Origin of the sequence: Gordonia alkanivorans NBRC 16433 (assembly GCF_000225505.1) — a bacterium.
Lineage (GTDB): Bacteria > Actinomycetota > Actinomycetes > Mycobacteriales > Mycobacteriaceae > Gordonia > Gordonia alkanivorans.
Map to the genome: position 1 here is coordinate 56,406 of NZ_BACI01000097.1, position 22,399 is coordinate 78,804.

Sequence of the window (22,399 nt, forward strand, 5' to 3'; positions counted from 1 at the left end):
GCGCACAATGTGACTCATGAAGATCTCCCGACGGGCCGAAGGGATCGCCCCGTTCTATGCGATGGAGTTCGCGCGGAATGCGGCCGAGTTGGAAGCGCAGGGCCACCACGTGGTCAAGCTCAACATCGGCGAACCCGATTTCGGACCGCCGCCCGCGGTTCTCACGGCGGCCCGGGAGGTCAGCGACGGCCGGCCGCTGGCGTACACCGGTGCACTCGGACTCCCGGAGCTGCGGGCCGCGATCGCGGGCTTCTACGGGCACCACTTCGGTGCGGATGTCGACCCTCGACGGGTCGCCGTCACATCCGGTGCCTCGGCCGCTCTGCTCATGTCGTGCGCCGCGCTCATCGATCCCGGCGACGGGGTGATCATCGGGGATCCCTCCTACCCGTGCAACCGCCAGTTCGCCCACGCCTTCGGTGCGCGGGTCGACCTGATCGAGACCACCGCGCAGGCGCGGTTCCAGTTGACCACCGATGACGTCGAACGGGCCTGGACCGACACCACCCGCGGTGTCATCGTCGCCACCCCCTCGAATCCCACCGGCACCTCGATGCCCTACGACGAGCTGGTCGCCATGACCGATCTCGTCGCCGCCCGCGGCGGCTGGTCCATCGTCGACGAGATCTACCTCGGGCTCTCCGACCCCGGGCCGGACGGACGTGCGCCCCACAGCATCCTGGCGACCGACACCCCGGGGACGGCCGAGACGGTCGTGATCAACAGCTTCTCCAAGTACTTCGGCATGACCGGCTGGCGACTGGGCTGGTGCATCGTGCCCGACGAGCTGGTCGGGGTCATCGAACGGCTCGCGCAGAACTTCTACGTCTGCCCGCCCACCCCCTCCCAGTACGCCGCGCTGGCCTGCTTCACCCCGGAGTCCCTGGCCGTCGCCGAGGACAACCGTCGCGAGTTCGCACGCCGCCGGGATCTCGTCATCGACGGACTCGCGCGGATCGGGCTCGACGTACCGGTCGTCCCCGACGGGGCGTTCTACGTCTACCTCGACGTGAGTTCGACCGGGCTGAGTTCGGCGGAGTTCTGCGACCGTGCCCTACGCGACGCGCACGTCGCCCTCACGCCGGGAAAGGATTTCGGATTCGCCGGGGCCGATCGCTTCGTCCGGCTGTCCTATGCGGCGTCGACCGAGGATCTCGCTCTCGCGATCGATCGGCTCGGGGCCTTCGTGCGGGCCGGAAACCCCGCATGATCCGCGACTGACGTCGACCCCACGGAAAGCGCTTGGTCTGCAACGCTCTTCGGGCACTGTCCGTTGCGAGCGGACGGCCGCGAACATTGGGTGAATTCGGCGTCGTCGGTCAGTTCCGGGATCACGCCGGGCCGGCCGGCTGAACCTGACGACCGGACTCCCAGAAACCTGGGGGCGCACCGGTTCCAGAGGTTCCGCCGCAACATCTCCGGTGTTCGAGGGATGGCGGGAACAAAAGGTGCTCAGCGACTCTGAGTGTCATGAACACATCGGGACCCGCGGTACGGATCACCGCACCCGACCCTGCGCCACCATCCGCTCCGATCACCGACCCGCGAAGGAACAACACTGTGTCCATCACCTCCGAACCGATCGATTTCACCGACCTCGACGCGCTCGTCACCACCGTCGCGGGCCCCGTCCTGACGCCGACCGACGACGGTTACACCGCCGAGCTGACCGGCTTCAACCTGGTGACCATCCCTGCCGCCCAGGTCGTCGTCGGCGCGACCGGCGCCGAAGACGTCGCCGCCGCAGTGCGATACGCGCGGGCCAACGGACTTCGGGTCGGCGCCCGGGCCACCGGACACGGGGCCCCGATCGAGGGGCGTGGCACCGTTGTCATCACCACCTCGCGGATGACCGACATCGTCGTCGACCCGGTTGCCAGGACCGCCCGCGTCGGTGCCGGCGTCCGCTGGCGTGACCTCGCCGCGGCGACCGCGCCCCACGGACTGACCGGCCTCGTCGGTTCGTCGTCGTCGGTCGGCGTGGTCGGCTACCACCTCGGCGGCGGCCTCAGCCCGCTCGGACGCCGATTCGGTTGGGCTGCAGACCATGTCCGATCGATCGAACTGGTGACCGCGGACGGGATCATCCGAACGGTCGACCCCTCGGCCGGTTCGGACCTGTACTGGGCGATCCTCGGTGGACGCGACGGTTTCGGCATCGTCACCGCCATCGAGTTCGATCTCTTCGAACTCCCCACCGTCTACGGCGGCGGCATCTTCTTCGCCGGTTCGGCGGCGGCCGATGTGCTCCACGCCTGGCGTGAGTGGGCGCCGACCCTCCCGGAGGAGGCCGGGACCTCGGTCGCGATCCTGCGCCTCCCGCCGGATCCCGGCCTGCCTGCCCCGCTGCAGGGCCAGCTCGCGGTGCACGTCCGCTACACCCACACCGGCGACCCGGCCGCCGCGGCAGCGCTTCTCGCCCCGATGCGCTCGGCGGGCCCCATTCTTCTCGAGAACATCGACGTGCTGCCGACCGCCGCTCTCGACGCCGTTCACATGGACCCGCCCGGCCCGATGCCGTCCGCCGAGCGCGGCAGCATCGTGCGCGAGTTCCCCGCGGCGGCCGTCGACGCCCTCCTCGAGGTCGCCGGACCGCACGTCGCGAGCCCTCTGGCCATCGTCGAGGTCCGTCTGATGGGCGGCGCACTGACGCGGCCGCAGCGTGTTCCCAACGCGGTCGCCGGACGCCACGGCGCCTTCAACGTCATCGCGATCGGTGTGCCCGCCGGCCCCCTCGGCGACCAGGTCGGATCGCATCTGACCGCGGTCACCCGGGCCGTCTCACCGTGGTCGGCGGGTGCGCTGCTGAACTTCTGCGGACTCGGTGCCGCCGAACGCGAGCAGCTCTGGACACCCGAGCAGCGGGTACGCCTGGAGACGATCCGCCGCCGTCATGATCCGATCGGGGTCCTCCGGGTGGATGATCCCAACTTTGTGGGATAGACATCGGTGCAGCTCAGGAACATGATTGCGGAATGACATCGAGTCTGACCGCCGAGCGCGTGCGTCGCGACATCGAAGTCGTGGCGCACGCCGGCCTCGGCCTCGACGACTTCTTCGCGGAAACCGTGGATTCGTTGCGCCGTGCGGTCCCGATCGATGCCGCCTGCATCGGCACCTTCGACCCCAACACCGTGATGCTGACCTCCGCCCGCAAGTACGGGGACCTGCTCGGTCAGGACCACAAGGACCCGGAATGGGGTCTCCTCGAGTACGGACAGGTCGAGCCCTCCAGTTACCGAGAACTGGTGGCGCAGAAGCGCGATGCCGTCGGCCTCAACCTCCTGACCCGGGGCCGGACCCAGCAGTCCGAACGCATGACGCAACTCATGATCCCGGAGTACTGCTTCCACGACGAGGCGCGCGTCGTGCTCCGCGACGGGGACCGGGTGTGGGCCGGGATCGCGATGTTCCGCAGCGGAGCGGGCTGCCGCCCGTTCACCGAGGACGAGATCGGCTTTCTCGGTTCGCTGTCGCAGACGCTCGCCCACGGGGTTCGGATCGGATTGCTCAGCACGGTCGTCGCCGAACAGCGCCCCTCGATCACCAGCGGACCCGCCGTGCTGATCATCGATCGCAACAACGAGATCGTGCAGATGAGCGCCGGCAGCCAGGAGCGCATCGACGACCTCGCAGCCGGACCGAACAGTGCAGCGGCGGCCAACCCCATCTACGGCCTGATCGGTGCTGCACGACGCTACGGCGCAGGCGAGACGCAGGTACCGCCGCGCCTGCGGGTCCGCGGCCGGTCGGGAATGTGGCTCGTCATCAACGCATCCCCGCTGTCCTCGGCCGACGGCCGTCCGGGCGAGGTCGTCGTCACGATCGAGGAGGCGCGCCCGCCGGAGATCATCCCCCTGGTCGTCGAAGCCTTTGGGCTCACCGCGCGTGAGCGTGACGTGACCCAGATGGTGTTGCAGAACGTCGCCACCAAGGACATCGCCGCCACCCTGCACGTGTCGGCGTACACGGTGCAGGATCACCTGAAGTCGATCTTCGACAAGGCCGGGGTCCGGAGCCGTCGCGAATTGATCGCCCGCGTCTACTTCGACCAGTACGCCCAGCGTCTCAACGATCCGCTGACGCCGTCCGGCTCGTACACGGCGGCCGAGTAACCACAACTTACCTGCACATTCCCGGAGGGTCCGCATCGCGGACCCTCCCTTTTCCGTCCGCAGACCACCCGACTCGGTCGGTCGTCTCACAGTGAGACGTTTGTTACCTGCATCACACGGTTGTATCGAAGTCGCTCCAGTCCATACGGGCCGGCACACCCGTCGGCTCCCTCTAAGAGGAGGCGCACTTTGAGCAGGCAGAGCTTGACCAAAGCACATGCGAAGATCACCGAGTTGTCCTGGGAGCCGACCTTCGCAACCCCGGCCACTCGATTCGGAACCGACTACACCTTCGAGAAGGCCCCCAAGAAAGACCCGCTGAAGCAGATCATGCGGTCGTACTTCCCGATGGAGGAGGAGAAGGACAACCGTGTGTACGGCGCCATGGACGGCGCCATCCGCGGCAACATGTTCCGCCAGGTCCAGGAACGGTGGCTGGAATGGCAGAAGCTGTTCCTGTCGATCATCCCCTTCCCCGAGATCTCGGCGGCCCGCGCGATGCCGATGGCCATCGACGCGGTACCCAACCCCGAGATCCACAACGGGCTGGCTGTGCAGATGATCGACGAGGTCCGTCATTCGACGATCCAGATGAACCTCAAGAAGCTGTACATGAACAACTACATCGACCCGGCCGGCTTCGACATCACCGAGAAGGCCTTCGCCAACAACTACGCCGGCACCATCGGCCGCCAGTTCGGCGAGGGCTTCATCACGGGTGACGCCATCACCGCGGCCAACATCTACCTCACCGTCGTCGCCGAGACCGCCTTCACCAACACCCTGTTCGTCGCAATGCCCGACGAAGCGGCCGCCAACGGCGACTACCTGCTCCCCACCGTCTTCCACTCGGTGCAGTCCGACGAGTCGCGGCACATCTCCAACGGCTACTCCATCCTGCTGATGGCCCTTGCCGACGAACGCAATCGTCCTCTGCTGGAACGTGATCTGCGGTACGCCTGGTGGAACAACCACTGCGTCGTCGACGCGGCGATCGGCACCTTCATCGAGTACGGCACCAAGGACCGCCGCAAGGACCGGGAGAGCTACGCGGAGATGTGGCGTCGGTGGATCTACGACGACTACTACCGCAGTTACCTTCTGCCGCTGGAGAAGTACGGGCTCACCATCCCACACGATCTGGTCGAGGAGGCCTGGAACCGGATCACCAACAAGCACTATGTCCACGAGGTGGCACGCTTCTTCGCCACCGGCTGGCCGGTCAACTACTGGCGCATCGACGCCATGACCGACAAGGACTTCGAATGGTTCGAGGAGAAGTACCCCGGCTGGTACAACAAGTTCGGCAAGTGGTGGGAGAACTACAACCGCCTCGCCTACCCGGGCCGCAACAAGCCGATCGCCTTCGAGGACGTCGGCTACGAGTACCCGCACCGCTGCTGGACCTGCATGGTGCCGTGCCTGATCCGTGAGGACATGGTGGTCGACAAGGTCGACGACCAGTGGCGCACCTACTGCTCGGAGACCTGCCACTGGACCGACGCGGTCGCCTTCCGCGATCACTACGACGGCCGGGACACCCCGAACATGGGACGGCTCACCGGGTTCCGCGAATGGGAAACCCTGCATCACGGCAAGGATCTCGCCGACATCATCGAGAACCTGGGCTACGTCCGCGACGACGGCAAGACCCTCATCCCGCAGCCTCACCTCGACCTGGACCCCAAGAAGATGTGGACGCTCGACGACGTCCGCGGCAACGTCTTCAACAGTCCCAACGTGTTGCTGAACGAGATGTCCGACGCGGAGCGGGATGCGCACATCGCGGCGTATCGCGCGAATCCCAATGGGGCCGTGCCGGCCTGACGGCACGCAGGTGAGCGTCCCCTCCGCAGGGTCGCTCGCACGCTCGCTCCTCAGGGAGCGGTGACGACCGCAAGCCGTCGCCTCCCCCAGCTCCCTGAGGAGCGCAGCATCTCCCCCTTTCAGACAGGAGTTCCAGTGGCCGACACACATCGCATCAACTTCGCCCCCGTCGACATCGAGATGGAGGTCACCGAGGACGAGTCCATCCTCGACGCCGCGTTCCGGCAGGGTATCCACCTGATGCACGGGTGCCGCGAAGGCCGGTGCTCGGCGTGTAAGTCGTACATGCTCGACGGCGACGTCCAGATGGACGACTACTCCACCTTCGCCTGCAACGAGGCGGAGGAGGCGGAGGGTTATGTGCTGCTCTGCCGGTCCTACGCCTACAGCGACTGCGAAATCGAACTGCTCAACTTCGACGAGGACGAGTTGCTCGGGGGCGCACCGATCCAGGACGTCCGCACCCGGGTCGCCGCCATCGAACCGGTGACCAAGGACATCGTGTCGCTGCGCCTCGACGTGGTCGAACCCGAGACCTTCGAGTTCAAACCCGGTCAGTACGTGGACCTCTCGGTCCCAGGCACCGACGAGAAGCGCTCCTTCTCGATCGCAACCACCCAGGCCACCCCGGACAAGCTGGAGTTCCTGATCAAGAAGTATCCGGGCGGTCTCTTCGCCGGCCTCCTCGAGAAGGGACTGGCTCCCGGCGACGAGATCATGATCAACGGTCCGTACGGGTCGTGCACGCTGCGCAACGGCCATGTGCTGCCGATCATCTGTATCGGTGGCGGAGCCGGCATGGCTCCGTTGCTCTCACTGCTGCGTCACATCAGCGAGACCGGCCTGAACCGGCCGGTGCGTTTCTACTACGGTGCCCGGACCCCGGCGGATCTGTTCTATCTCGACGAGATCGCCGCGCTCGGCGAGAAGATCGCCGACTTCCGGTTCCTCGCCTGCCTGTCGGAGTCCGCCGACGGCGCACCCGACGGGGTCGAGGTCGCGCAGGGCAATGTCACCGACATCGTCGAATCTCGCGAATCCGATCTCGCCCGAACGGAGGTGTATTTCTGCGGCCCCCCACCCATGGTCGATGCGGCTCTCGCTCTCGCCGACCAGCATTCGGTCCCCCGGGACCAGACCTTCTACGACAAGTTCACCAGCCCGGCTTTCGACTAGAAGTCGCTTAACGACAGGAACGAAAGGTATGTCCGCACCCACCGCACCGAAATCCTCACCTGGATCTCCGCAGCGCGAACGTAGTTTCCCGACCATCGAATTCACCGACGCCGAAGCCGGCGCCAAGGAATTCCCGAGCAGCAAGAGCCGCAGGTACAGCTACTATCAGCCGGCCAAGAAGCGGGCAACGGTCTATGAGGATGTCACCGTCGACGTACAGCCCGACCCGGAACGTCACCTGACCCAGGGCTGGATCTACGGCTTCGGCAACGGTCCAGGCGGTTATCCGCAGGAGTGGACGGCCGCGAAGTCGAGCAACTGGCACGCCTTCCTCGATCCCAACGAGGAGTGGGAACAGACCATCTTCCGCAACAACTCGGCGGTGGTCCACCAGGTCGATCTGTGTCTGCAGAATGCCAAGCGGGCCCGCGTGTACGACGGCTGGAATCCTTCGTGGCTCAAGTTCATCGAGCGCAACCTCGGTGCCTGGATGCACGCCGAGAGCGGCATGGGCCTGCACGTGTTCACCTCGATCCAGCGGTCGGCGCCGACCAACATGATCAACAACGCCGTCGCGGTCAGTGCGGCGCACAAGCTGCGTTTCGCCCAGGACCTCGCGCTGTTCAACCTCGATCTCGCCGAGGCCGAAGAGGCCTTCGACGGGTCGGCACACAAGGAGGTCTGGCAGTCGGCGCCGGAATGGCAACCGACCCGCGAAGCCGTCGAGCGGCTGACCGCGATCGGCGACTGGGCGAAGCTGTTGTTCTGCACCAACATCGTCTTCGAGCAGCTCGTCGGGTCGCTGTTCCGGACCGAGCTGATCATGCAGGTCGCGGCGCGCAACGGCGACTACATCACCCCGACCATCGTCGGCACCGGTGAGTACGACTACGACCGCGACCTGAACTACACCCGGGCCCTGTTCCTGATGCTCTCCCGCGACGAAGAGTACGGCGCGCAGAACCGGGCACTGTTCGGCGAGTGGCTGTCGGAATGGGTGCCGCGCTGCCTCGACGCTGCGCGTGGGCTGCAACCGATCTGGTCGCAGCCGGCGGACAAGTCGGTCACCTTCGCCACGAGCCTCGAGGCCGCGACCGAGAAGTTCCGTGACGTCCTCAAAGCCATCGAAGTCGACATCCCCGAGGAGCTGAACCAATGAGCAGCATGCAATTCGGCGCACAGACCGAGTTCTCCAACATGTGCGGCGTCACCCTGATGAACACGCCCATCGGCCGCGTCGTCGCCGACGTCATGGGCGCCAAGGAGGGTGTCGAACTCACCGAGTACCCGTCGATGATCCGCGTCGACGGCGTCAACCGGCTCGAGTTCGACTACGACGAGCTCACCGACGCCCTGGGTCAGGAGTTCGACGGATCGATCTTCGAGGAGATCAGCTCCACCCACTACGGGCGAATGGTGCACCTCGACGACCGGACCTTCCTGTTCGCGAGCCCCGAGGACGCCGCCGAGTTCATCGGGTTCGATCTCACCGCGTCCAGCTGAGCGCAGGCCCCACCCCCGATCTGCGTCGTGGCCGCCGGCGAGGACCCCCGGCGGCCACGACGCACCCCAGAAGTCCCCGCCGGCAACAACTCTCGATCCCCGCCAACCCCATCGGATGCAGCCCGCTTCCACCGAGAACGATCAAGGAGTCATCGATGTACGAGAAGAATGGCGACAAGTACTTCATCGTCGACGCACACGTCCACCTCTGGGACGCCCGTGAATCCAATCAGCGCAACATCCACGGCAAGCAGTTCATCGATTGCTTCTACGATTACCACCGCAATCTCAGCCCCGAGGAAGAGGTCTGGGACTACGACACCTACACCTACTACGGTCCCGACCGGCTGATGCGCGACCTGTTCGAGGAGGGCCCGGCCGATCACGCCATCTTCCAGGCGACGATCCTGAAGGACTTCTACGTCAACGGTTTCGCCCAGGTCGACGACTCGCTGAAGCTGTGCGAGGACAACCCGAAGCTGCTCACCTACAACCACGCCTACGATCCCCGCCACGGCGAGGCCGGCCTCGAGCAGCTCCGCAAGGACGCCGACAACATGAACCTCAAGGGCGTGAAGCTGTACACCGCCGAATGGATCGGCGACTCACGGGGTTACAAGCTCGACGACGCCTGGTCACGCCGCTACCTCGAGGAGTGCATCAAACTCGGCATCAAGAACATCCACGTCCACAAGGGACCCACCATCCGGCCCCTCGACCGGGATGCCTTCGACGTGGCCGACGTCGACAAGGTGGCCACCGACTACACGGATCTGAACTTCATCATCGAGCACGTCGGCCTGCCGCGGCTCGAGGACTTCTGCTGGATCGCCACCCAGGAGTCCAACGTGTTCGGCGGTCTCGCCGTGGCGATCCCGTTCATCCACACCCGGCCCCGGTACTTCGCGCAGATCATCGGCGAACTCCTCTACTGGATCGGTGAGGACAAGATCCTGTTCGCCAGCGACTACGCGCTGTGGACGCCGCAGTGGCTCGTGGAGCGGTTCGTCGACTTCCAGATCCCGGAGGACATGACCGAATACGCCCCGATCACCGTCGAACAGAAGAAGAAGATCCTCGGCCTCAACGCGGCAGCGCTCTACCCGCACATCGAGGTGCCGGAGGAACTCAAGCTCCCGACCAGCGCCGCCGATCCGGAAGTCGAGGTGGCCGCCGGCGCGAAGGATGCGGTGACGGCATGACCGCGATCGCACCTCCCCCCGGTTATGTCGCCGATGCCGCGACGGACCTCGAGCGCGACGTCCTCGCCGCGCTCGACACCGTCCTCGATCCCGAACTCGACCAACCGATCACCGAACTGAGATTCGTGCGGTCGATCCTGATCGACGAGGCGGGTGTGACCGTGCACCTACGACTCCCGACGTCGTTCTGCTCGCCCAACTTCGCCTACCTGATGGGGTCGGATGCACTCGACGCGCTCGAGGACGTCAACGGCGTCGGGCAGGTCCGGGTGCTGCTCGACGATCATCACGACAGCGACAAGATCAACGCCGGACTCGACGCCCGTGCCGGATACAAGGGCACCTTCGGCGTCGAGGCCCTCGACAGCCTCGACGAGCTGCGCCTGACCTTCCAGCGCAAGGCCCACACCGCCGCGATGGAACGATGTGTGGCCGCCGAGATCGCTGCCGGTCGGGTCACCGTGGCCGACGTGGATCGGCTGGCGCTGCGGGATGTACCACGCGGTCGCCACAAGGCGGCGCTCCTCCGACGCCGGTTGGAGCTGGGCCTCAGCATATGCCCCAACAGCCTCGTCGTCGTCGACGAGGAGGGGCACACGCTGCCGGCCGACCAGATCCCGATGCGGTTGAGATTCGCACGGTCCGTGCGCATCTCGATGGAGGGCAACAGCCATTTCTGTCGTGGTCTGCTCGCCACCCGCTATGCCGACGACGACGAATGCGACGGGGCCAGCGGCCCGGTCATCACCAACCTCCGCGAAACCCCTCGCGCACACCACCGAAGCGAACAGGAGTAAGCCATGCGCGCAGTCCAGGTCGTCGGCTACCACGACAAACTGCAACTCAACGAGGTCCCGGCCCCTGAGATCACCGGGCCGCACGACGTCATCGTCCGGATCGGTGGTGCCGGTGTCTGCCGCACCGACCTGCACATCCTCGAGGGCCAGTGGGAGGCGAAGAGCGGTGTCGACCTTCCCTACACGATCGGCCACGAGAACGCCGGCTGGGTCGAGGCCATCGGTGACGCGGTCACCAACGTCGCCGTCGGGGACAAGGTGATCCTGCATCCGCTGATCACCTGTGGACTCTGCCGGGCCTGCCGGTTCGGCGACGACGTCCACTGCGAGAACAGCCGGTTCCCCGGCATCGACACCGACGGCGGTTACGCGGAGTTCCTCAAGACGACCGCACGCAGCGTCGTGAAGATCGACGACTCCCTCGAACCCGCCGACGTGGCGGCGTTGGCCGACGCCGGCCTCACCGCCTACCACGCGGCCGCCAAGGTCGCGCGGATGACGCGGCCCGGCGACACCTGCGTGGTCATCGGCGCAGGAGGTCTGGGACACATCGGAATCCAGGTGTTGGCCGCGATCTCCGCCCTGCGGATCGTCGTCGTCGACCGGAACCCGGATGCGGTGGAACTCGCCACGGAGGTGGGTGCCGAGATCGGCATCGTCGCCGACGGAACACATGTGCAACAGGTCCTCGACCTGACGGACGGACACGGTGCCGAGGCCGTGCTCGACTTCGTCGGCGAGGGCGGGGCGACCGCCGAGGGAACCGCGATGCTGCGCCGCGCCGGCAGCTTCTTCGTGGTCGGCTACGGCGAGAACATCGACGTCCCCACCATCGACGTGATCTCCACCGAGATCAACTTCATCGGCAACCTGGTCGGTTCCTACAACGACCTCGGTGAGCTGATGGACCTCGCCGCCCGGGGAAAGGTGAAGCTGCACACCAGCACCTACGCCCTCGCCGATTTCCAGCAGGCACTGGACGATCTCGACGCCGGCCGCGTGCGCGGTCGCGCGATCCTCGTGCCCTGACCCTTCGATTACTCAGCCGAGAACACCACAGAAAGGCAGGACGACCATGGCCAAGGAGTTGCGCTACAACGCCGAAGCGCGACTGCGGCTCGAGCGAGGAGTGAACGCACTCGCCGACGCGGTCAAGGTGACATTGGGACCGAAGGGCCGCAACGCGGTCCTCGAGAAGCTCACCGGCCCACCGACCATCACCAACGACGGGGTGACCATCGCCCGCGAGATCCAGCTGCGTGATCCGTTCGCCAACATGGGCGCACAGCTGGTCAAGGAAGTGGCGATGAAGACCAACGGGGTTGTCGGTGACGGCACCACCACCGCAACCGTGTTGGCGCAGGCCATGGTTCGCGAAGGTCTACGCGCCGTCGAGCAGGGCGCCAATCCCATGCGGGTGCGCCGAGGTATCGAGCGGGCGATCACCACGGTGATCGATGCCCTGTCCGAACAGTCCGTCGCCCTCGGTGGCCGCAGCGATCTCGAACGCATCGCGACCCTGGCCGCGAGTGACGACGAGGTCATCGGTTCGGCCATCGCCGCCGCGGTCGAGTACGTCGGCCGCAACGGTGTGATCACCACCGAGGAGAGCGACACCCTGGGCCTGTCGGTGGATGTCGTCGACGGCATCGAGTTCGACCACGGCTACATCTCGGGGTACATGGTCACCAATCCCGAACGGATGGAGGCGGTTCTGGACAACCCGGTGGTGTTGCTGACCAACAAGAAGATCACCTCGGTGCAGGAGATCATGCCGAGCATCGAGGCGGCCAAACGCGCCGATCGTCCGCTGGTCGTGCTCGCCGAGGACGTGGACGGTCCCGCACTGCAGCTGCTCGTCGGCGGCAACATGCACAAGACGATGCAGTCGGTGGTGGTCCGCGCACCCGGCTTCGGTCACCGCCGTGTCGCCGAACTCGAGGATCTCGCCGTCGCACTCGGCGGTCACGTCATCGCCAAGGACACCGGCCTCGAGCTGCACGAGGTCTCCCTCGACCATCTCGGCCACTGCGACCGGGTCACCGTCACCGAGGACTCCACCACGATCGTCGGTGCGCGGGGCGACCAGACCCTCGTCGACGCTCGCGTCGCGCAACTCGAGGCGCAGCACGCACGTGCACGGATCGACGCCGACCGGGACAGCCTGGAGCTACGGATCGCGCGACTCACCGGCCGGGTGGCGGTCATCCGGGTGGGCGGCGTGACCAGCGTCGAACTCAAGGAGCGCATGCTACGCGTCGAGGACGCCCTGGCCGCGACGCGGGCGGCGGTCGAGGACGGCATCGTCTCCGGCGGCGGAACCGCGCTGGCACAGGCACATCGGGCGCTCGACGCGCTCGGCGACGTGGGCGGTGACGAAGGGGCGGGCATCGGCGTCGTCCGCAGGTCGATGGCCGAACCGCTGTTCTGGATCGCCACCAACGCCGGCTTCGACGGCGAGGAAGTGGTCAAGGTCGTCAGCGGCCTGCCCCTCGGCCACGGATTCAACGCCATGACAGGCGATTACGGCGACATGTTCGACGAGGGCGTCATCGATCCGGCGAAGGTCACCAAGGCGGCACTGGAGAGTGCCGCGTCGATCGCCGCCCTGCTGATCACCACCGAGACCGCGGTCGTCGAGGAGGTCCTGACGCACCCGGGAGCGATCGAGGCCCCCGGATTCGGTGATCTCGCCGAAGGGATGGTGCGGCCCTCCAACATCTACTAGTCCGCCCCCTCAAGAACCCCGGCGGGGACGTCGTCGCTGCAGCGGCGACGGGGGCCGGTCGCGATCGCAGATTGTTCTCGGCGTGGATCGCGACCGGCCCACTTCCGCATGCCCGTATGCGCCGCTGACCAGCGCGGACTCGACAGAACACACCTGTCCGTTCACGCCCGTGAACATTCCTTGTCCGATAGACTGCCCCTGGTATGAGACCTACATCACAGTAGGGAGTTACGGTCCCGGTGAAGCCCAAGCCCACAGACCAGTCTCGTGTGCCCGTCGCCCACGCGCGTGAGCGATTCCTCAACGACGACGGTGCCGTCGACGACCGCCTGACCGGCGCGGTCCGAGACGCGATCTCGACCTCGTGGCGCCGCTCGCGCTCGTTCAAGGTCCAGACGGACCGCTTGGAACTACCGTTCGTGCGAGAGCCCAACACCGACAGTCCGCTCATGACCGCGGCCCGACCGGTGCTGCACCAACTCGCCACCGACCTGTCGTCCGAACCCGTGAGCATCATCCTCACCTCGCCGGACGGTGTGATCTTGTCCCGCGCCGCCGGCAGCGACGAACTCCTCGGCCAACTCGACGCAGTGTCGCTCGCCCCCGGCTACAGCTACAGCGAGGAGCACGCCGGTACCAATGGCATCGGCACCGCCCTCGAGACCCGGCAGGCCACCCTCGTCTCGGGCGCCGAACACTATGCCGGGTGCCTCACTCAGCTCAGTTGTGCCGGCGTGCCGATCCGAAATCCCTTCTCCGGCGGCATCGTCGGCGCACTCGACCTCACCGGGTGGGTCGAAGAGGGCGGCTCCCTGCTATTGTCCCTGGCCAAGTCGGCGACCGTCCAGATCGAACAGCAGATGCTCGCCAACGCCAGCGAACGCGAATCCCGGCTCCTCTCCGCCTATCTCGCAACCTGCCGACGCGCGCCTCAGATGATGGTCCTCGCCATCGCCGCCGACGTCGTGCTGATGAACCGACGCCTCCGCCAGAGCATCGACCCGCAGGATCAGGTGTCGATGCTCGAGCTCGCAGTCGACCAAACGGTCGACATCGCCGCGGGGCGACGAGTGAACACGCTGCCCAGCGGCCGTTCGCTACGACTGGCTATGGTCCCCGAGTTCTCCGACGCAACTGGGGGCATCGCGGTTTTCCATGTGCACCTGATGGATTCGGCCACCACCCCACTCCAGAGACGTCCATCGAAGGCCTCGGTGTTGCCCGGGATCGTCGGACGCAGTTCATCATGGCGGCAGGCATCCGACCGCATCGCCCAGCATGTCGGAGCCGGCCACTGGATCGTGGTCTCGGGCGAACGGGGTTCGGGACGGTCGGCGGTGCTCCGCGCAGCAGCGGGACAGTATCGGCGGGGCACCATCCGCGTGTACGCCGCCGGGGACTTCCAGGACACCGACACGCTCGACAGCTTCGCCGCCGAGATCGACACGGAGGGATTCGCGGTCATCCTGCGCGATGTCGACGAGTTCGACGACGACATGCTGTTCGACGTCGCCGAGGTGGTGCAGGGACGAGAGCATGCGGGCTGGCTCGGGATGACCCTCAGCGCCGGCGACGCGACACCCACCCTTGGTGCAACCCTCCTGCCGTTTTTCTCGCACACGATCGAGGTACCGCCGTTGCGCCACCGCATCGAGGATCTTCAGGTGCTGGTGCCGACGATCCTGCGGCAGCTGACCCGTGGACGGGAACTCGACGTCGCGCCGGACGCCATGCGGCAGTTGAGCAAGTACACGTGGCCGGGGAACGTCGCGGAGCTACGCCAGGCGCTTCGGGATGTGGTGACCCACCATCGGTCGGGGACGATCACCGCGCAGCATCTTCCGCCGATGTATCGCGCCCAGAGCCGGCACACCCTCACGCGGATCGAGGCACTCGAACGGGACGCGATCGTGCGGAGCCTGGAGGAGAACGGCCAGAACAAGGTCGCGGCCGCCAACGCACTCGGCATCTCCCGCGCGACGATCTATCGCAAGATCAAGGAATTCGGCATCGACATGTGATGACTGCCCGAAGGGCGGATCGGCGGCGGCAGATCGGAACGATGCCACCCCCGCCGAATGGCACCGTCCCCGTGATCTGCGCATTCACGCCATAACCGAAGTTATTCGCGATCGTGAATCGCCCGTAGTCCATCACGGGACCGCGCACCCTTACAAGCAAACGTGACAAGGTATGATACTCGTAACAACCGATCAGCGACGGCTGGACGAGCGAACACGCGAGCCCTCGAAAGAGGGTCGGCTACCGAGCGGACGATCGGTAGATGCATGATGAACGGGTGCCTGTGAGACGGGCACCACAACGGCGGTCCGATCACGAGGAAGTGCGATGGCCACACCCATGTCCCGGCGGGATCTCGAGTTCCTGCTGTACGAATGGCTCGACGTCGAGGCCCTGACGTCACGGGACCGCTTCGCGGCACATTCGCGCGACACCTTCGACGCCGTCCTCGAACTCAGCGCCGACCTCGCGATGAAGTGCTTCGCCCCGGCCAACAAGATCGGCGACGCGAACGAGCCGTACATCGGCGATGACGGCAAGGTCGTCCTCCCCGACGAGGTGGTGTCGGGTCTCGCCGAGTTCCGCAAGGCCGGTCTCATCGCCGCCTCGTTCGACGAGGAACTCGGCGGCATGCAGTTGCCGACCGTCATCCGGCAGGCGTCGGCGGTGTGGTTCCAGGCGGCGAACGCGGCCATGTCGTCCTACAACTTCCTCACCGTCGGCAACGCCAACCTGCTGGCCGAGTACGCGACTCCCGAACAGCGCGACACCTGGGTCCGACCACTCGTCGAGGGCCGCTTCTCCGGGACGATGTGCCTGTCCGAACCGCAGGCCGGGTCGTCGCTGGCCGACGTCACCACCAAGGCCGAACCGGCCGGCGACGGCACGTACCGGATCACCGGGACCAAGATGTGGATCTCGGCCGGGGACCACGAACTCACCGAGAACATCGTGCATCTCGTACTCGCGAAGGCCCCCGGAGGCGGTCCCGGCGTCAAGGGGATCTCGCTGTTCATCGTCCCGAAGTTCCTGCCGGACGGCACCCGCAACGACATCGCCCTGGTCGGCCTCAACCACAAGATGGGCAACCGCGCGACCACCAACTGCCTGCTCAACTTCGGCGACGGCACCTTCTCCCCCGACTCGGCACCCGGTGCTGTCGGATATTTGGTCGGCGAGGAGCACCGCGGCCTCTCCTACATGTTCCACATGATGAACGAGGCTCGTATCGGAGTCGGATTCCTCGCCACCGCACTGGGTTACGCCGGATACCAGGCGTCTCTGGAGTATGCGAAGGTGCGCACGCAGGGCCGCCCGGTCGACCAGAAGGACCCGTCGACCAAGCCGGTACCGATCATCGAACACGCCGACGTCCGGCGCATGCTGCTGGCCCAGAAGTCCTACGTCGAAGGCGCACTCGCGTTCGAGCTGTACTGCAGCGTTCTCGTCGATCAGGCCGCGACGGCCGCCGACGCCGAGGAGCGCGCCCGCATCGACCTGCTGCTCGAGGTGCTGACCCCGATCGCCAAGAGCTGGCCGTCGCAGTGGTGCCTGGAGGCCAACAGCCTGGCGATCCAGGTACTCGGCGGCTACGGCTACACCCGCGAGTTCGACGTCGAGCAGTACTACCGCGACAACCGCCTCAACCCCATCCACGAAGGGGCACACGGCATCCACGGCCTCGACCTGCTGGGCCGCAAGGTGATCATGCAGGGCGGTGCCGGCCTGGCACTGCTCGCCGAGACCATCGGTGCGACCGTCGGACGTGCGCTCGAGGTGCCGGCTGCCGCCGGGTACGCCGATGCTTTGCAGTCGATCGTCGACCGACTCGTCAAGGTGACCGCGCACATCTGGTCGTCGGGCGATCCGAAGCTCGCGCTCGCCAATGCGACGCTCTACCTCGAGGCCACCGGCCACATCGTCATCGCCTGGATGTGGCTCGAACAACTCCTCGCTGCGGACGGCCGGTCCGGCGACTTCTACGACGGCAAACGCGCTGCGGCCCAGTACTTCTTCCGGTATGAACTACCGAAGACCGGCCCGCAGCTCGACCTCCTGACCGCTCTGGACCGCACCACCCTCGACGTCGAACCGTCCTGGTTCTGACCTCACCACCGATCACGACGCGACGCCGATGCGCCGTGTCACGTAAGAACATACAAGGGAGACAACGATGTCCGTGATGGATCTGTTCGACACCACCGGCAAGGTGGTCATCGTGACCGGCGCTTCGTCGGGACTCGGTGTCTCCTTCGCCCGCGGCTTCGCCGAAGCCGGCGCCGACGTCGTGCTCGCCGCGCGTCGGGCGGAGAAGCTCGCCGACACCGCCGCCGCCGTGGAAGCGCTGGGCCGCAAGGCGCTCGTCGTCCCCGCCGACGTCTCCGACCCCGAACAGTGCCAGCGCGTCGTCGATGCGGCGATGGAGACCTTCGGCAAGGTCGACGTCCTCATCAACAACGCCGGGATCGGCACCGCCTACCCCGCCACCCGTGAGACCCCCGAGCAGTTCCGGGACGTCATCGACGTCAACCTCAACGGTTCCTACTGGATGGCGCAGTCGTGCGGCCGGGTGATGCAGCCGGGAAGTGCGATCGTCAACATCTCGTCGATCCTCGGCATCACCACCGCCGGGTTGCCGCAGGCGGCCTACGCCGCGAGCAAGGCCGGCGTCATCGGCCTCACCCGGGACCTCGCCCAGCAGTGGGGCGCCCGCAAGGGCATCCGGGTCAACGCCATCGCGCCCGGCTTCTTCGAGAGCGAGATGACCGACACCTACCAGCCCGGCTACCTCGACTCGCAGATGCCGCGGGTCGTCCTGGGCCGCACCGGCCACGGCGAAGAGCTCGCCGCCACCGCGATCTGGCTGTCGTCGGCGGCCGCCGGCTACGTCACCGGCCAGACCCTCGCGGTCGACGGTGGCGTCACGATCACCTAGAAGCGGCACGCGATTGCCGCGGTCGGCGGCGGGGCGGCCCTAGACTGGTCGCAATGGAATCCGCACCCGCTCCCGACAATCCGCTGCATCCCACCCTGCGTGAGCCGGTCAACCAGGTCGATCCGCGTGCCAAGACCCTGTGGCGCGTCGGTCCGCTGATCCTGGGTGTGCCGGCCACCATCGCGGCCATCGTGGTCGCGGTCGTCGTCCCCGACGCACGGTGGGGTGCAACGCTCGCCGCGATCGCCCTGGCCCTGCTGACCGTGTTCTACACGACCGTGGTCCCGTTGTGGCGGTACCGTTTTCACCGCTGGGAGGTCAGCGAGGATGCGGTGTACGCCCAGTCGGGCTGGTTCGTTCGGCACCGGGTGATCATCCCGATCGCGCGCATCCAGGTCGTCGACACCGAGGCCGGACCTCTCGAGCAGCTGCTGAAGCTGGGCAAGCTCACGGTGACCACGGCGTCGTCGGCGGGCACGATCCACATCGAGGGCCTCGACGCCGAACTGGCGCGCGCAACCGCGTCCGACCTGACCATTCGCACCCAGGCGTTCACCGATGACGCAACCTGAGCCGCAGCCCGGCGTCGTGCCGCCGCCCACCCCTGCGTCGGGTCTGCACATCGATGCGCCGGACGAGTGGCATCGACAGTCTCCGTGGATGATGGCGGTGACCGTCGTCGAATCACTCCCCTCGCTGATCCCCGTCCTCATCGCACTTGTCTTCGCCGGCCGAAGCGCGCCCCTGTTGACCCTGATCGCCACCGTCGTGCTCGTGCCGCTGGTGACGGTGGTGCCGTGGTTGACCACCTTCTATCAGGTGACCGCGGAACACGTCCGGGTCCGGAGCGGGCTGATCACCAAGAAGGTCGCCACCGCCCGGCGTGACCGCATCCGCAGCGTCGACCTCACCGCGTCCCTCGTCCACCGCGTGCTGAACCTGCAGAAGGTCACCATCGGCACCGGCGGCGACGAACAGGCGTCGCAGGTCAAACTCCGCGCCGTCACCCTCCCCGAAGCACGGGCCCTGCACGACGACCTGATGCCGACGGCGGGTACCCGTTCTGCCGCAGCAGCATCGGATGAGCATCTCGCTCCGGAAACACCGTCGGCGGCACCCGAGGTGCTGACCAGCTTCCAGAACGCCTGGCTGCGGTACTCCCCGTTCTCGATGGGCGGTCTCGCGATCGCCGCGGCGGTCGTCGGCATCGGCGTCCAGATCGCCAACGACGCAGGCATGTTCGACGAGGGGGTCGGACTCGCGCGCGACGCCTTGGACACCGTGCGGTCGATCCCGCTCGCACTCGTCATCGCCGTGGCCGTGGTGGCGGTGATCCTCGTCGGCTCCGTCCTGTCGGTGGTCGGATACGTCCTGAGCTACTGGGACTTCCGGCTCACCCGGCATCCCGACGGCACGCTGCGCACCGAACGCGGACTGCTGACCACCAACGCAATCAGCTTCGACGAGAAGCGCATCCGGGGTAGCCATCTGACCGAGCCGATCCTGATGCGCCCACTGAAGGGCGCTCGTCTGCAGGCGATCGCGACCGGGGCGACCAAGCATCCGCTGCTGCTGCCGCCGGCACCGATCTCCGAGGCGATGCGGGTGGCCGACCTGGTCACCCACGAACGCTCCGAACTCACCGCCGGGCTGACCGGACACGGCCGCGTCGCCTTCATCCGACGCCTCAACCGGGGCTTCCTCGCGGGTCTGGTGATCCTCGCCGGGATCTCGATCGCGGTCGCCGCCGGTGCGATCCCCGTCCCCTGGATCGCGGTGGGGGTGCTTGCGCTCGCGGGTTCGATCGGCCTCGCCGTCGTCCGGGCCCGACACCTCGGCCACCGCCTCACCACCCGTTCGGTCGTCATCGCACCCCCGACGGTCGCCCGGCAGCGGATCGTCGTCGACCGCGATGGGGTCATCGGCTGGGCGAGCAGGTCGTCGGTCTTCCAGCGCCGGACCGGGGTCTGCACGCTGATCCTCGCGACCGCCGCCGGTTCCGAGCACTATTCGCTCGTCGACGTCGACGAGGCGACCGCCGCGGCGATCACCGCCGACGTGACACCCGACTGGGTGGCGCCGTTCCTCCGATCCTGATCCGGCGCCCGCGGAGGCAACCGGGACGATCGACTGAGACGTTTTCCCAAATCCGTCCGACGCCGTTGCGGCCTGTGGTAGACATCACAACCAGATGAGTCAGCACTGACTGTTCTGGGGTCGATGGAGGGTCGGACAATGTCGGATGACCAGCAATTCCCGGCGAGCACTTCCGGTGGCGGGGCAGCCCGAGAGGGCTTCTCCCGCCGCACGGTTCTGCGGGGATCGGCGGCCGCGGCCGTCCTCGCCGGTACCGCAACAGCACTCCCCCACGCCCACGTACCGTCGGCAGGAGCGGTACCGCGCAGCGGGCGTGGTCGTGGTCGCGACGTCGCCGTCTTCGGCGGCGGGATGTCCGGACTCGCCGCGGCGCACGAGCTCGTCGAGCGCGGCTTCGCGGTGACCGTCTACGAACCCGCATACCTCGGCGGCAAGGCCCGCAGCCACGATGTACCCGGCACCGCGAGCGGAGGTCGTCTGGCCCTGCCCGGCGAGCACGGTTTCCGCTTCTTCCCCAGCTGCTATCAGCACGTGCCGGAGATGATGGAACGAATCCCGTTGGGCCGCAGCAACGTCCGCGACCAACACCTGATCAGCGTCGAATCGGCGACCATCGCTTTCGACGAATCCGGTTACGCCCCGACGACGGCACCGGCATCGCTGCTGGGTCTCGTCGACCACGCGCCGGAGATCGTCACCCTGGAGAACCTGCGCAACGCGATGATGACCGGGCTGAAGTTCGTCGTCGACGTCCCGCTGACCGAACTCGCCTACTTCGTCTCACGTGAACTGGTGATCGCGACGAGCTGCACCGAGCGTCGGATCGGACAGTGGGAGAACCAGTCCTGGATGCAGTTCGTGAAGGCGAAGGGCAAGTCGCGAGCCTATCAGCGGTACCTCGTGGGCGCCCTGACCCGTGCCCTGGTGGCCGCGAAACCCGACTCTGCGTCGGCGCGCACCATCGGGCAGATCGGCCTGGCACTGACCACCGCCGCCAGCGGCCTGATACCCCAGTACCAGTCCGGTCTGGTGATCGGCGACGTCGACCGAATCCTCAACCGGCCCACCAACCATGCGTGGATCGACCCGTGGGTCGCCCATCTGCGGAGTCGAGGCGTCCGCTTCGTGATGGGGGCGGGCCTGGCGCAGCTGGACGTCGCCCGCGGCCGCATCACCGGCGCCCGATTGACCACCGGCACGACCGTCGAATCCGACTGGTACGTAGCGGCCATGCCGATCGACCGGCTCAAGCCGCTGCTGTCACCGCAGTTGGTCTCCGCCGACCCGACACTCGCTGGTATCCATCGACTCCAGGACGACTGGATGGTGGGTATCCAATACTTCCTGTCCCGGCGGTCGGAGTTGCCGCCCGGCCACATCGCGGCGCTTGGAACCCCGTGGGCGCTGACCGGCCTGTACCAGGCACCACCGTGGAAGGTCGACTTCTCCCGCAAGTACGGCGACGGTCGTGTGAAAGATTGCTTGTCCATTGACATCTCGGAGTGGGAGAAGCCCGGGATCCTGTACGGCAAGCCTGCCAAGCAGTGCACCGAACAGGAGATCGCCCGAGAGGTGTGGGCGCAGATGAGCCGGGCCATGAACGCCGGCGGACGGAAGATCCTGCGCTCCGCGGACATCGTGACGTGGTCGCTGGATCCGGGGATCACGTGGTCGCCGACCATCGCCAACGCGACTCCACTGATGGTCAACACCGCCGGGTCGTACGCGCACCGTCCGAACGCCCACACGAAGATCCCGAACCTGTTCATCGGCGGCGACCACGTCCGCAGCAACATCGACCTCGCCACGATGGAGGGCGCCAACGAATCCGGCCGGCGGGTGACCAACGCGATCATCGCCGCGGCCGACAGTCCCGCGCAGGACGCGACGCTGTTCCCGCTGTGGGAGCTGCCGATGCTCGATCCTCTCAAGCAGATCGACCGTGACCGTTATCGAGCCGGTCTCCCACACATCCTCGACGTGTGAGCAGTCGATCT

The 22,399-nt window shown here is 66.7% G+C and carries 17 protein-coding genes; all 17 read left to right on the forward strand.

Annotated elements, in window-relative coordinates; translation table 11 throughout:
- Window positions 1-16 precede the first annotated feature (16 nt).
- The 17 genes from GOALK_RS17220 to GOALK_RS17300 all read left to right on the forward strand — a co-directional run bounded on the left by GOALK_RS17220 (window position 17) and on the right by GOALK_RS17300 (window position 22,388).
- Entirely contained in the window at window positions 17-1,210 is a 1,194-nt protein-coding gene (locus GOALK_RS17220; RefSeq protein ID WP_006360121.1) for an aminotransferase class I/II-fold pyridoxal phosphate-dependent enzyme, read from the forward strand.
- A 350-nt stretch (window positions 1,211-1,560) separates the two neighbouring features.
- Window positions 1,561-2,943, forward strand: coding sequence for an FAD-binding oxidoreductase (locus GOALK_RS17225; protein ID WP_006360122.1), 1,383 nt, complete (start codon window positions 1,561-1,563; stop codon window positions 2,941-2,943).
- Window positions 2,944-2,975: 32 nt separating this feature from the next.
- Complete coding sequence (locus tag GOALK_RS17230; RefSeq protein WP_006360123.1) at window positions 2,976-4,115, forward strand: helix-turn-helix transcriptional regulator; 1,140 nt, start codon at window positions 2,976-2,978, stop codon at window positions 4,113-4,115.
- A 189-nt stretch (window positions 4,116-4,304) separates the two neighbouring features.
- Window positions 4,305-5,942, forward strand: coding sequence for an aromatic/alkene/methane monooxygenase hydroxylase/oxygenase subunit alpha (locus GOALK_RS17235; RefSeq protein WP_006360124.1), 1,638 nt, complete (start codon window positions 4,305-4,307; stop codon window positions 5,940-5,942).
- A gap of 135 nt (window positions 5,943-6,077) precedes the next feature.
- Window positions 6,078-7,118, forward strand: a complete 1,041-nt coding sequence (locus tag GOALK_RS17240; RefSeq protein WP_006360125.1) for a 2Fe-2S iron-sulfur cluster-binding protein — start codon at window positions 6,078-6,080, stop codon at window positions 7,116-7,118.
- Between the two features lie 28 nt (window positions 7,119-7,146).
- Window positions 7,147-8,277: an aromatic/alkene monooxygenase hydroxylase subunit beta gene (locus GOALK_RS17245; protein WP_006360126.1), complete on the forward strand. Its 1,131-nt coding sequence runs from the start codon at window positions 7,147-7,149 to the stop codon at window positions 8,275-8,277.
- Window positions 8,274-8,621: a propane 2-monooxygenase effector subunit MimD gene (gene mimD / locus GOALK_RS17250; RefSeq protein ID WP_006360127.1), complete on the forward strand. Its 348-nt coding sequence runs from the start codon at window positions 8,274-8,276 to the stop codon at window positions 8,619-8,621. The genes GOALK_RS17245 and mimD overlap by 4 nt, the downstream gene beginning before the upstream one ends.
- A gap of 155 nt (window positions 8,622-8,776) precedes the next feature.
- Entirely contained in the window at window positions 8,777-9,823 is a 1,047-nt protein-coding gene (locus GOALK_RS17255; RefSeq protein WP_006360128.1) for an amidohydrolase family protein, read from the forward strand.
- Window positions 9,820-10,620, forward strand: a complete 801-nt coding sequence (locus GOALK_RS17260) for an iron-sulfur cluster assembly protein (RefSeq protein ID WP_006360129.1) — start codon at window positions 9,820-9,822, stop codon at window positions 10,618-10,620. Before GOALK_RS17255 ends, GOALK_RS17260 begins: the two co-directional genes overlap by 4 nt.
- A 3-nt stretch (window positions 10,621-10,623) precedes the next feature.
- The gene (locus GOALK_RS17265) at window positions 10,624-11,649 is read left to right on the forward strand and encodes an NAD(P)-dependent alcohol dehydrogenase (RefSeq protein WP_006360130.1); all 1,026 of its coding nucleotides are present in this window, start codon (window positions 10,624-10,626) and stop codon (window positions 11,647-11,649) included.
- 46 nt (window positions 11,650-11,695) lie between these two features.
- Window positions 11,696-13,348, forward strand: coding sequence for a chaperonin GroEL (gene groL / locus GOALK_RS17270; RefSeq protein ID WP_006360131.1), 1,653 nt, complete (start codon window positions 11,696-11,698; stop codon window positions 13,346-13,348).
- A gap of 239 nt (window positions 13,349-13,587) precedes the next feature.
- Window positions 13,588-15,369, forward strand: a complete 1,782-nt coding sequence (locus tag GOALK_RS17275; RefSeq protein ID WP_006360132.1) for a sigma-54-dependent Fis family transcriptional regulator — start codon at window positions 13,588-13,590, stop codon at window positions 15,367-15,369.
- A 328-nt stretch (window positions 15,370-15,697) separates the two neighbouring features.
- Entirely contained in the window at window positions 15,698-17,476 is a 1,779-nt protein-coding gene (locus GOALK_RS17280; protein ID WP_006360133.1) for an acyl-CoA dehydrogenase, read from the forward strand.
- A gap of 67 nt (window positions 17,477-17,543) precedes the next feature.
- Window positions 17,544-18,305 carry an SDR family NAD(P)-dependent oxidoreductase gene (locus GOALK_RS17285; protein ID WP_006360134.1) on the forward strand — a complete coding sequence of 254 codons (762 nt, stop codon included), beginning with the start codon at window positions 17,544-17,546 and terminating at the stop codon, window positions 18,303-18,305.
- Window positions 18,306-18,358: 53 nt separating this feature from the next.
- On the forward strand, window positions 18,359-18,877 hold the full coding sequence (locus tag GOALK_RS17290) for a PH domain-containing protein (RefSeq protein ID WP_006360135.1): 519 nt from the start codon (window positions 18,359-18,361) through the stop codon (window positions 18,875-18,877).
- On the forward strand, window positions 18,864-20,402 hold the full coding sequence (locus tag GOALK_RS17295) for a PH domain-containing protein (RefSeq protein WP_006360136.1): 1,539 nt from the start codon (window positions 18,864-18,866) through the stop codon (window positions 20,400-20,402). The genes GOALK_RS17290 and GOALK_RS17295 overlap by 14 nt, the downstream gene beginning before the upstream one ends.
- Before the next feature lie 138 nt (window positions 20,403-20,540).
- Window positions 20,541-22,388 (forward strand): hydroxysqualene dehydroxylase, encoded by a 1,848-nt coding sequence (locus tag GOALK_RS17300; protein ID WP_006360137.1) that lies wholly within the window; start codon window positions 20,541-20,543, stop codon window positions 22,386-22,388.
- The last annotated feature ends 11 nt before the right edge of the window (window positions 22,389-22,399 follow it).